General features: G+C 44.3%; 11 protein-coding genes. 5 read left to right on the forward strand and 6 right to left on the reverse strand.

Annotated elements, in window-relative coordinates:
• Nucleotides 1-97 precede the first annotated feature (97 nt).
• The 4 genes from NAF19_RS29675 to NAF19_RS29690 all read left to right on the forward strand — a co-directional run bounded on the left by NAF19_RS29675 (nt 98) and on the right by NAF19_RS29690 (nt 4,094).
• A complete protein-coding gene (locus NAF19_RS29675) occupies nt 98-1,474 on the forward strand; it encodes a ferritin-like domain-containing protein (protein WP_252794029.1) in 1,377 nt (458 codons plus the stop codon).
• Nucleotides 1,475-1,499: 25 nt separating this feature from the next.
• On the forward strand, nt 1,500-2,069 hold the full coding sequence (locus NAF19_RS29680) for a hypothetical protein (RefSeq protein ID WP_252794030.1): 570 nt from the start codon (nt 1,500-1,502) through the stop codon (nt 2,067-2,069).
• Nucleotides 2,070-2,177: 108 nt separating this feature from the next.
• A complete protein-coding gene (gene bufB, locus NAF19_RS29685) occupies nt 2,178-3,119 on the forward strand; it encodes an MNIO family bufferin maturase (RefSeq protein WP_252794031.1) in 942 nt (313 codons plus the stop codon).
• Nucleotides 3,120-3,272: 153 nt separating this feature from the next.
• Nucleotides 3,273-4,094 (forward strand): HvfC/BufC N-terminal domain-containing protein, encoded by an 822-nt coding sequence (locus NAF19_RS29690; protein WP_252794032.1) that lies wholly within the window; start codon nt 3,273-3,275, stop codon nt 4,092-4,094.
• A gap of 95 nt (nt 4,095-4,189) precedes the next feature.
• On the opposite strand, the gene NAF19_RS29695 is transcribed toward NAF19_RS29690, so the two are convergent.
• Nucleotides 4,190-5,482 carry an NRAMP family divalent metal transporter gene (locus NAF19_RS29695; protein ID WP_252794033.1) on the reverse strand — a complete coding sequence of 431 codons (1,293 nt, stop codon included), beginning with the start codon at nt 5,480-5,482 and terminating at the stop codon, nt 4,190-4,192.
• Nucleotides 5,483-5,611: 129 nt separating this feature from the next.
• On the opposite strand from NAF19_RS29695, the gene NAF19_RS29700 reads away from it, so the two are divergent.
• Entirely contained in the window at nt 5,612-7,102 is a 1,491-nt protein-coding gene (locus NAF19_RS29700) for a PAS domain-containing sensor histidine kinase (protein ID WP_252794034.1), read from the forward strand.
• Here the strand turns inward: NAF19_RS29700 and NAF19_RS29705 are convergent.
• From NAF19_RS29705 to NAF19_RS29725, 5 genes are all read right to left on the reverse strand, one after another.
• The gene (locus NAF19_RS29705) at nt 7,099-7,554 is read right to left on the reverse strand and encodes a helix-hairpin-helix domain-containing protein (RefSeq protein WP_252794035.1); all 456 of its coding nucleotides are present in this window, start codon (nt 7,552-7,554) and stop codon (nt 7,099-7,101) included. The two genes, NAF19_RS29700 and NAF19_RS29705, sit on opposite strands and share 4 nt — an antisense overlap.
• Before the next feature lie 113 nt (nt 7,555-7,667).
• Nucleotides 7,668-8,165 (reverse strand): DinB family protein, encoded by a 498-nt coding sequence (locus NAF19_RS29710; protein WP_252794036.1) that lies wholly within the window; start codon nt 8,163-8,165, stop codon nt 7,668-7,670.
• Between the two features lie 332 nt (nt 8,166-8,497).
• Nucleotides 8,498-9,130 (reverse strand): HAD family hydrolase, encoded by a 633-nt coding sequence (locus NAF19_RS29715; protein ID WP_252794037.1) that lies wholly within the window; start codon nt 9,128-9,130, stop codon nt 8,498-8,500.
• 29 nt (nt 9,131-9,159) lie between these two features.
• Nucleotides 9,160-9,507, reverse strand: a complete 348-nt coding sequence (locus NAF19_RS29720) for a DUF1801 domain-containing protein (RefSeq protein ID WP_252794038.1) — start codon at nt 9,505-9,507, stop codon at nt 9,160-9,162.
• Nucleotides 9,508-9,509: 2 nt separating this feature from the next.
• Nucleotides 9,510-10,724: an ROK family transcriptional regulator gene (locus NAF19_RS29725; RefSeq protein ID WP_252794040.1), complete on the reverse strand. Its 1,215-nt coding sequence runs from the start codon at nt 10,722-10,724 to the stop codon at nt 9,510-9,512.
• Between the last annotated feature and the right edge of the window lie 504 nt (nt 10,725-11,228).

The raw sequence follows: 11,228 nt of genomic DNA on the forward strand, positions 1-11,228 counted from the left end.
TTCCGTGGAACTAAAAAAATATCCGCTAAATTTCCCAATATTAAATTTTTTATATCAGAACTTAATTCTAAATTTATCAGATAAACCTTATTACATCATGACACAAGACTTTTTTGCAAAAGGAGCAGACCCGGTAACCCCCGACAACCTCGGCGAAGCTATTCAGCAAGCAATAGAAATCGAAATCGCCACCATCCCTACTTACCTTTACACTTATTATTCCATTAATCGCTCTCCCGACCAGGAAGCCATTAAAACGTCGATAATAGAAAAGCTGGTAGCCAAAGGCAGGCCACCTATCGAGGCAGAGGAGGAGGCCATCGACCTATCGGCCGAACTTATGGTATTCGCCAACAAAGCGGGTGCATTAATCATGAGCGTTGCGATAGAAGAAATGCTGCACATGGCACTGTCGTCAAATTTAAAACAAGCCCTTGCCGGCATGCCGGACCTGGTCGGCAAATCGCCGGTGTTTCCAGCAACACTTGCGGGCCATCAGCCTCCTTTTCCTATCAACCTCGCAAAGCTTTCACAGGACCAACTGATCACATTCCTAAAAATTGAAAGCCCTACCGATTTGCCTGACCCGCGTATGCTTAAGACTATTAACTATACCACTATTGGCAAGTTTTACCAGATGATTATAGATTGTATTCAAAAAAACGATTTAAAATACATGGATGGGCCGCAGTTGATAGAAGGGAAGGCATTTTATGCGCAAAATAACATCGATACAGTTTATTACGACAAAAAACACAGGCCGCACTTTACCAACATGGACGATAGCGGCGATCTTTGCCATGTGCATGATAAAGCATCGGCAATAAAGGCGATAAAATGTATTGTTGACCAGGGCGAGGGGTTTGACGATGAAGGTTTAATACAGCCAGGTGACCGTGTTAATTGCACAGCCCTTGTTCCAGGTGATTTTGATGATCCTGAAAAAAAGGAGCTATCGCACTTTGAAAAATTTGTTCAGATATACTGTACTTACAATAGCCTAAACGACAGGTTTAAAAACCTCGATATAGGGGTTACTGATATGTATGATTATTTTGTTGTAAACGTTGCAGATAATCCTAAAATTGAGCATTATCCCGCAAATGTAGTCCCCGTGGCAAATTTGCTGAACGCGGTATACACTTACATATTTGTAATGATTGAGGATTGTTACCGGCAAAGCGGCAATACCCAGTGGGAGATATTTATGTTCGGGATTCACAAATCCATGATTTTTATCCTTAACTCTATTTGCGGCGATATTATGTCGCTAAAGTATACCTATGAAGGGAAGGAATATGTGGTGGCGCCAACTTTTAATGACTACAAATTTGATGGCAAGTCGCGCCCGAAAGCGCAAATGATAGAACTGTTCAACAAAGCTGTGGCGGTTTTCCCTAAAATACAATACCTGGGGCAGCGTATACATGATTTGCCTGATGTTCCAAATGTAAGTTCAACTAACAGTTTTTAATTACACTAAAAAAAATCAGCATATTATGGCTACTATAAAATATTCACCAGAAGGAAATTTGTGCGGAGGCCCTAAACCTACCCCAACACCAGCAAAAGTGCCAGTTGAATTGCACGTTTGTATGGGGCTAAACGCCTGTAAAGGTCACGACCGCCTGGGGACAAACAACTGTGCCGGCACCGGAAATTGTGCTACTGCCGAACGGCATAACTGCCAAACGTTGAACAATTGCAAGGGCCAGGGCGGCTGCGGACTTTATGGCGACATAGAAGCGCAAAGCAACCCCGGGAATAATGAGTGTGCATGGCAGGGCAGTTGTGCGGTGCCTATACAGGCGGAGCGTTTTCGTACGCTTGGAACTGAACGTGGTAAAAGCGTTTGGCTGCAGGCCCGCAAATTGTTTGAAGAACGTATGAAAAAGGCAAACAGAAATGTCGGTCCGTCTCCGTATAAGTGCGGTCCGCCGCAAGCGTTGCTGGTAAGGTGGTTGGATGGCTATGACTCGTGCGGTAATAGCGGCGATAAGTCATGTTCGTTTGGCTTTAATAACCCCGAAGATAATGCCAAGCGGCTTTGTGAAGGGAAGAGGGAGTAGCAGATGTGCGAATAAAAGACAGAAATTCATTTATAGCGATGGGTTTAAAACCTATCGCTATGGAGTTTTTTCGCTGCCTAATACCTGCGGAGTCAAACAATGTAGCGAATGAGTAAAATCGGAGACAATTACACTAATACGTTAATAAGCCTGCCCAATCCCGGGCTTGGCCTTGGTCTGCGCAGCAAACATTTTAACCATATATTGGAACATAACCCCGCGGTCGACTGGTTCGAGGTTATCTCAGAAAACTTTATGGATTCGGGCGGCAGGCCACGCCATGTGCTACGGCAAATTGCGGAACGGTACCCTGTTGTGATGCATGGGGTGTCGCTTTCCATCGGCAGCACCGACCGGCTTAACAAAGACTATCTCACCAAATTAAAACTGCTTGCCGGCGAGGTAAAACCACTCTGGATAAGTGATCACCTGTGCTGGACGGGCGTAAATAGCCTGAATACGCACGATTTGCTCCCGGTAGTTTTAAACGATGAATCGTTAAAACACATTTGCACCAGGATAAACCAGGTGCAGGATTTTTTAGAACGCCCTGTAGTTTTTGAAAACCCCAGCACTTATTTAACCTTTAAACAGTCGACTATTAACGAGTGGGACTTTTTGCGCTATATGACCGAAGAAACCGGCTGTGGCTTATTGCTCGATGTCAATAATGTTTACGTATCGGGCTTTAATAACGATTTCGACCCGGCACATTATATCCGCCAATTACCGCACGACAGGATTGTGCAAATGCACATTGCCGGGCATCAGCATTGTGGCACCCACATTATTGATACGCACGACAGGCAGGTGGCACATGATGTTTGGAAGCTTTTTAACCTTGCCTGGGAGCTCACACGCGGCGTAGCCACCCTTTTGGAGTGGGATGGTAATATCCCCGAATTTGATGTTTACCATGCTGAGCTGTTAAAAGCGAAAGAGTTTATGAGTAGTATTGATGGTTTTGGTATTACTGGCGAGCAGGAAATCGCCAATGATGACGTAGTGTCGAACCCGGTTAACTTTTTGGTGAACGAGGTTAATTGGTAGCTCGTTTGTCATTGCGAGGAACGAAGCAATCGCTGACTAAACAGGGCCGAGTACATGGTGTACAGCCTGTTTAGTGGCAATCTATACAACGGGATTGCCGCGCTCGTTCCTCGCTCGCAATGACAAAGTTTTTGATGATTATTTTTTGAATAGATGAGTTCAAATAATTTTTCCTTAACGCAATTACAAAACTGGATGCAGGGCATGTTGGTACATCACGCGCCCATGCAGGATATCGCTTTGCCCGCTGCTGTTGAGGATATTGTTAACCCTTCGCAGCGACTAAGTGCCGTGCACCATCTTGATATTTACCGGCACAGTTATATTGCCCGTTTGCGGTCGTGTATGCAAAGCCAGTTCAATGCTTTGGCGTATGCGCTTGGCCCCGAATTATTTGAACTATTTGCCGACCAATACCTGGATACTTACCCTTCTGAAAGTTATACCTTAAACACGCTCGGAGAAAAATTCGCGCAGTTTTTGCAGGAAACCCGGCCTGATGCTGGACGTGAACAAAAAGAAAACTGGCCCGACTTTATGATTGAGCTAGCAGGCTTTGAGTATGCATTATCGATTATATTTGATGAGCATACCGATGAGCAGCCCGCCGTTATTTTGCACGATACCCCGGATGAAATGCTAAAGCTTGCGCCGGTATTTCACCTGTTTCATCATCAGTATCCAATTTGCGGATATTATCTCGGGGTGATACAAAGCACGGCGCCTGAACTGCCATTCCCCGAAGAAAGCTACAGTGCGGTTACAAGGCATAACTATAAATTGGGGCTGTTTACTATCAGGGGGGCACAATACCATTTTCTCAAAAATATGCAGCGCGGCGATAGCGTCGAAGCCGCAAAAGATAACCTGGTAAAGGCGTTTGAGTTTAAGCGGGCCGAACTTGATAAAATATGGCCTGAATGGAAAAAGGGTTTTATTGACGCAGGATTTTTTGTGTTTTATGAACCTTCGTAGAGACGCAATGTTTTGCATCTACTGCGGACAGGCAATCAACATTTTTGCTGATAACTGGCAAAGCTTATAACTTGGCGACGCAATCCGCAACGTCTCTACGACAATATTGTATAAAACATAGCTACCGCCGCTGCCGCCATCGCCACAAATGTTACCCACAAAACCGTTTTTGAAAGCCAGCCGCCTTTAAATTCGCCCATTATTTTTTCATCGCCGGATATTTTTACCACCAAAAATAATAACGGCACTGCAGCAACGCCGTTTAATACAGCCGCGTAAACCAAGCCTTTTACAGGGTTGATGCCGATGAAGTTTAATATCAAACCAACAAGGGTAGCTGCTATTATTATTACATAAAAACCTTTTGCTTTGCCAAATTTTAAATTCAGGCTGGCTTTCCAGTTAAAGGCCCCGGCCACCGAATATGCAGCTGAGCCGGAAAGCACCGGGATAGCCAGCATTCCCAGGCCGATTATGCCAATAGAAAAAATAAGTTTCGACAATAAACCTGCATTTGGAAAGCTATGCACCAGCGGCTCTATAGCCTTTGCTGCATCCGCGGCTGTTTTAATATCCCGCACGCCGCTATTGTGAAGTACTGTTGCCGCAACCACAATAATGCTCCAGGTGGCAAATTCCGAAAATATCATCCCGAAGGTATTGTCGATACGCATGCGTTTTATGCTGATGTTGCTGATCACAGGCTTGCCGTTTTTTATCAGGTGCCGTTCCTTATCTTCTTCAACCTCCTGCGATGCTTCCCAAAAAAACATGTATGGCGAAATGGTTGTGCCCAGCACACCCGTAATAATAAAAAAGAAAGCGAACGAAAATTCGACATGAGGTATTACCGAAGCCTTTAGGATGGTTACCCATGGCTGTTGTACAATAAATAGGGTTATTGGATAGGCAAGCAGGGTTAAAGCCAACCATTTCAAAATTTTTGAATAAACTTTGTAATTGGTAAATACCTCAAGCAGCAATATAATTGTTGTAAATAGCAATGTAAGTACCACGAATGGTACCGGCACCAGCAATTGCGCAGCCGACGCCATTGCGCCTAAATCAGCACCGATATTGATAACATTGGCTACAACAACCAGCGATACCACCGCGTATAAAACACCTTTGCTATATTGTTCTTTAACTATGGTGGTTATGCCTTTACCCGTTACAAGGCCAATACGCGCACATGCTTCCTGAACGGCTGTCATTAAAGGCAGCATGTAAAGAGCCGTCCACAGCTGCCCGTAGCCAAATTGCGCACCGGTTTGCGAGTAGGTGGCAATGCCCGATGGGTCATCGTCGGCGGCGCCCGTTACAAGGCCCGGCCCCAGGATACGCCAAAAGCTTTTTATTTTAGCTGCGGTTTTGGTTTGTTTTTTCATGTCGACTTTACAATGGTAAGGTAAACAGTTTCTGCGGCTTATTGTTGAACTTATCGTTAAATTACTTTTCGTTTTACGGGTATATCTGTTTAATTTCATGTTTTTAATTTGTGAGGCTGATATATACCTATGAGCGCCGATTTACTACCATTTTTGCCCGATGATATTTTTAAGATAGTATTTGAAAAATCGCCTGGATCGCTATTAGTTAAAGGCGATGCGCCACGCTTTACTATTGTTGCTGTAAGCGACACGTATCTTGACGTGACCTCGAGTACCCGCGAAGCGATTGTAGGGAAGGGGTTTTTCGAAGCCTTTCCTGAAGATAAAACGTTGAGCGATGATACCAACGCCCGGGTCATATTTACCAGGGTAGTTAACACCAGGCAAAAAATTGATGTGCCTGCTTACCGTTTTGATGTTTTTAACCCGGACACAAAAACCCATATTAAACGCCATTGGTCGTGCTGCAACACACCGATTTTTGATAATGAAGGCAGTGTTACGTATATATTAAACACCGTTGTTGACATAACCGAAGAGGTGCGTGCCAGGGAAGCCAGTACAGAAAACGAAAACCGATTGCTGCTGGCTACTGAAGCGGCGGCAATGGCTACGTGGGACCTGGGCCTGCTGGATAATAGTTTTGTCTGTTCGCCCAGGCTGGCCGAAATATTTGGATTTAGTGCAGATACTACTGTAGTTCGCGAGAATTTGCAAACGCAAATTGATGCAGACGATATGAAAAATATTGTTGTTCCGGCTTACCATAAGGCATTGTTGACAGGTACTTATGTTTATGAAGTAAAAATACATTTGCCGGATGACTCATTGCGCTGGATAAAAACCCAGGGAATTGTTGTTTATGACGATAAAAAACAGCCGGTGCGGATGTTGGGCACTGTTATTGACATAACTGATACCAAGCGCGACGAAATAAGGAAAAACGATTTTATCGCCATGGCCAGCCATGAACTTAAAACACCCCTTACATCAATTAAAGCTTATATACAAATATTAGCTAAAAGGCTAATTCCGCTAAATGATAGCTTTGTAAACACCACCTTGATGAAAGCCGGCAACCAGGTAACAAAAATGACCGACCTAATACACAGTTTCCTTGACTTATCAAGGCTTGAGTCGGGTAAGTTGCAGATGAAACTGGTTGAATTTGATATGAATGAACTGGTTGAAGAAACTATTGCTGAGACCCAATTGCTTAGTCCGGGCCATCCGATAGAATTTGAGCCGGGCCGGCAGCTGTTTGTAAAGGCCGACGCTGAAAAAATAGGCCAGGTAATCGGAAATCTTTTAAGTAATGCTTTAAAATATTCTGATAAAGACAGTACCATAACCGTAACCTGCACCAGCGAAAATAATAATGTTAAAGTGCTGGTTACCGACAAAGGCATCGGCATTAATGCCAAAGACCAGGAAAAACTTTTTCAGCGTTTTTACCGCGTTGAAAGCGACAAAATGAAAAATATTTCGGGGTTTGGCATCGGGTTGTACCTCTCGAGCGAAATTATACAGCGCCACAAGGGCACTATAGGTGTGCAGAGCGAAGAGGGCAGGGGAGCTACTTTTTACTTTACTCTGCCGGCAGCAACGGGAATTTAGATGTGGTGCCATGCTGTTACCGGCCGGTTTTCAGGATACCCATTCTTGCGGCGATAAGCTTTTCTATCGGCAGTAAAATCCCACCAGTTCTTGTTGCTGCCGCGGTTATTTGCATAATGTACGGCAAGTAAGCACTGATCTTCAACGCAAGGGTCTGTCCAGAAACCTTGTGCTAACTCCAGTTCGTTGAACAACTCGTGCCCGTTTTTTTCAAGCAGATCGTTAATTTTAAAATACCCCAGCGACATTAAATCGTAAGCGAATTTTGGTCCTACCGATGGGATGCTTTGGAAGTCAATAAGTGCATAAATTTCGTTTGCCCTTTGTGTATCTGCGCACACCAGCTTACCAATCTCATCGGGGGCATAGTCCCGCAGCTGGCTTATTTTAACCTTGTTTTGTTTAAGCCTTTGCTTTTCAGCTTCCGAAAGGCTGAGTTTAAATGTTTTCATCGTTTAAATATGTTAAACTTACGAAGTTTTTAAACGGCGAGGCCCTCAATGAGGCCGCTAAAAAAAACATACCGAATTAAACTTCGTAAGTTTTATAGTGATTTACAGGTTACTCAAAACCCAGCATCGTCAGCGCTTGGGCCGTAACTACCGGGAATAGGCACATCCAACAAACGTAAAAATACACCAAGCTGTGCACGGTGGTGCACGACCTGGCAAAACGTCATGCGAATTACTTCAACTTTTTGAGTAGCGCTGTAAATCTGGTCGCCGTTGCGCAACGTCCAGATTTTTACCAGTTCATCTTCGTTAGTTTTTTCGAGCCCGACACGGGCTTCGGCTAATGATTTTTCGAGCAGATCCAGCAGTTCGGTCGTGTTGTTAGTGATGGTTGGGGCGTATGGGCTGGCGGCAAAATCCAGTTCGTCGGTGTCAATGGTTAGGCTTACCCATGTAGTGAGCTCGGCAAGGTGAGTGGCCAGTTGCCTTATGGTCATGCTTTTGGGGTGCGGCTGCCAGTCGAATTTGTCATTCGGAATACGTTCAAGAAATTTACGGGTTGTTTGGGCTTCTTCGGCCATTTCTTTTAATAACATCGGGATGATTTTCATAATGTTTAATTTGTTTTTTAGTGGCTATGAAGCTGTCATGAGCTATAATATTATTTTATGCTGCTCATGACGGTTCCATAATTTTTGTCTTTAATCGTTGTTGATCTTGTTTGTTGATTCAAAATAAACACACGGTAATGACAGCCCTATGTCAGCAGGATTTTAAATAGTTGAAAAAAGTTGCAGAGACCGAAACATTTCGTAATGCCGAACTTGTTTCGGCACCTTATGGGACAGATGACCCACGTAAAGGTTGACGCTTATAATTAGCCAGCATGTTGCAGCCTTAGCATGTGGGGTGCTGAAACAAGTTCAGCATAACGGTGGTGTGATTACAACCCCATAAAATAATCCGTTAACGATTTAAAATCGTCAAACTTTAAATCATAATCATCGGTATCGCCAAAGCCGTAGCTTACAAATACAAACGGTACGCCGGCCTGGCGGCTTTCCTGGCCATCACCGTGAGTATCGCCGATGTAAACAGGGTTTACAAGGCCATGTTTTTCGGCAAGCAGCTTGATGTTATGGTTTTTAGGCATAAAGTTTACGCCGTGGGCCATTTCGTCGGTTATAAGTTCATCTATCCCGGCCCAGTCAATAAATACGCGGATGATGCCTTTGGCGCAGTTGCTTAAAATAAACACCTTGTATTTTTCTGCCAGTTGCTGCAGGCCTTCCCGTACTCCATCGTACAAAACTCCACCCATTTGGGGTAGTATTTCGCGGCGGCGTTCGTTTACAATTGTGTATATCTCCTTGCGTTTTTCCTCATCGAAATCCGGCATTATCAGGCCGATTACCTTACGGCCTTCCATGCCCACCATTTTGGCAAGTTCTTCGCGCTTAACCACAATATCAATTCCCATTTCCCTGAAAATAATATTCCACGATTCGGCATAGGTGTCAACGGCGTCCCAGAGGGTTCCGTCCATATCAAATATCAGGCTGTCGGGTTTTTGCATAGTTTAATTTATATAGATGGTATTTTAATTTAACGGCGCAACGCCAGCGCCATGCCTAATATTTCCCTTACCGTATCAACAGGCACATCTTGCAAAGCATCAAACTGTATGGTTTTCATGCGGGCTCGCTTTTCCATTATCAGTAACGGGTGATCGATTTTGTTGCCATCAACAATGCCGAGGTACGGGTTGTGTGTTTTTTTGTCAACCCACAGGTAACAAAACATTTTGCCCTTGTAGCAGTAAAACGGCATTCCGTATTTCCAGGCTTCGGTTATGTTGTTGTCAAAGCCGGGGATAAACTCCCGTAAAAACAGCAGGCAGCCTTTTACAGGTTCGTCCTTGTTTAAGAAATAATTGTCAATATCGCGGAGCATGGTTAAATGCTTACCACCTGGTTCATCTCTTCCTTATCAAAGTTTTCCATCACCAGTATAGCGGCACCAATAAGTTCAGCGTCAAAACCCAGTTCCGACACCATTAGCTCCGTACCGCTGCTCAAACGGGGAATACAATATTTATGCAGCGCCTGTTGGATGGGTGCCATCAATATTTTGCCAACTTTGGCGCCGCGACCGCTCAAAACTATCGCCTGCGGATTCATGATATGTATCAATATGGCCAGCGCTTTACCTATTTTGTTGCCGGCATCAGAGAATAGTTCGATAGCAAACTGGTCGCCGGCATTTGCTGCGGCCATTATGGCATCGCTCATTTGTTTGCTTTGCGCTTCGCCAACAACTTTCAAGCTGGTAACCCGGCCCTGCTTAATCCCTTCTATCGCTTTGTTGGCTACCACCAACATCGATGCTTCTGCCTCTAAACAGCCGCGTTTGCCACATTCGCATAATGCGCCGTCTTCCGAAAGGGGGATATGGCTAAACTCCCCGGCAAAGCCGTTACGGCCCCTGAACAATTCGCCGTTAACGATCATGCCCAGGCCAATGCCCCAGCTAAGGTTAATCACCATTACTTCTTTTTGCCATTTGGCTATGCCAAATTTTTGTTCGGCAAGGGCTATCAGGCTCGAGTCGTTGTCTATGTAAGTTGGCAAACCTATTTCGTCGGCAATAAATTGCGAAAGGCTGCGGTCGCCGCTCTTTAAGTAGGTATAGTTTATGCCCTTATCTGGGTCGATAAAGCCGGGCATACCTATGCCTATGCCCGTAATTTTCTCTTTTAAAACGCCGCAGCCATCAATGTACTTGTTAATGTTTTCAACCAGTATATTCAGCGCACAGTCGTTACCGGCAAGTTTTAGGTCAAATACCATCATTTCGGCAACGGGGTGATTGCGCAGGTCCACCAGTTGTATGCGGGTAGACCGCTGGTCCATCGCAATAGCCAGTATGTACATTGCATCGGCATTTATAGCGTACATAAGTGGCCGGCGCCCCCCGCTTGATGGTGCGTAACCCTGCTCAACCACAAAGCCTTTTTCAATCAGCTCATTTAACGCCTTGGCTATTGATGGAATACTTTTATCAAATAACTCACTCAATTCGGCACATGACATTGCCTTATCAAAATAAAGGCATTTGGTTATCATGTGCTTAAGCTGCATGCCCTTCACACTTTTAGTTTTAACTTCCATTCAAACAGTATCGGTTAATAGCTTAACGGCCGCGCCCGCGGCAGGTTTATTTTTACTTTCTAAAAATAGGAATAATGCAGAAACTTACAAGGGCATTTTATAGCATAAAAGCTAACAAAATAAAATTTGGGTAAAAATGGGAGGCTTTGGGTGGATGGCGGATGGCGTATATCGTTTTTTAAATGCTCTTAAATGAATGGAAAATTGGCAATATATCGTTCCTGTTCACAGTGAAACACAAGGAACAGGGTGGAACAGCAAAGGACTCTACCCAAAGGCTAAAAAGCTTGTTTCTGCAGTATTAATGCACTTTTTACACTGTCTGCTACGCTAAAAAATGCAAAAAGTGCTGACAAATTAGTGTCAGCACTTTTCTATCCCTTGTTTGTGTTGTCACCATGGGTGTTCGGAAGAAATCGATTATCCCCATAAGTGGATAATTTCGATGTGTTTTTAAGATAAATAGCCGGTTCTTTTGTTGCATGGAAGCCGCGCAGCTACTCG

This window comes from Mucilaginibacter flavidus (assembly GCF_024055575.1).
Lineage (GTDB): Bacteria > Bacteroidota > Bacteroidia > Sphingobacteriales > Sphingobacteriaceae > Mucilaginibacter > Mucilaginibacter flavidus.

Bases quoted from the DNA above. Each gene is read 5' to 3' on its own strand.
- NAF19_RS29675 (WP_252794029.1), top strand. From the start codon at position 98: ATGACACAAGACTTTTTTGCAAAAGGAGCAGACCCGGTAACCCCCGAC.
- NAF19_RS29680 (WP_252794030.1), top strand. From the start codon at position 1,500: ATGGCTACTATAAAATATTCACCAGAAGGAAATTTGTGCGGAGGCCCT.
- bufB (WP_252794031.1), top strand. From the start codon at position 2,178: ATGAGTAAAATCGGAGACAATTACACTAATACGTTAATAAGCCTGCCC.
- NAF19_RS29690 (WP_252794032.1), top strand. From the start codon at position 3,273: ATGAGTTCAAATAATTTTTCCTTAACGCAATTACAAAACTGGATGCAG.
- NAF19_RS29695 (WP_252794033.1), bottom strand. From the start codon at position 5,482: ATGAAAAAACAAACCAAAACCGCAGCTAAAATAAAAAGCTTTTGGCGT.
- NAF19_RS29700 (WP_252794034.1), top strand. From the start codon at position 5,612: ATGAGCGCCGATTTACTACCATTTTTGCCCGATGATATTTTTAAGATA.
- NAF19_RS29705 (WP_252794035.1), bottom strand. From the start codon at position 7,554: ATGAAAACATTTAAACTCAGCCTTTCGGAAGCTGAAAAGCAAAGGCTT.
- NAF19_RS29710 (WP_252794036.1), bottom strand. From the start codon at position 8,165: ATGAAAATCATCCCGATGTTATTAAAAGAAATGGCCGAAGAAGCCCAA.
- NAF19_RS29715 (WP_252794037.1), bottom strand. From the start codon at position 9,130: ATGCAAAAACCCGACAGCCTGATATTTGATATGGACGGAACCCTCTGG.
- NAF19_RS29720 (WP_252794038.1), bottom strand. From the start codon at position 9,507: ATGCTCCGCGATATTGACAATTATTTCTTAAACAAGGACGAACCTGTA.
- NAF19_RS29725 (WP_252794040.1), bottom strand. From the start codon at position 10,724: ATGGAAGTTAAAACTAAAAGTGTGAAGGGCATGCAGCTTAAGCACATG.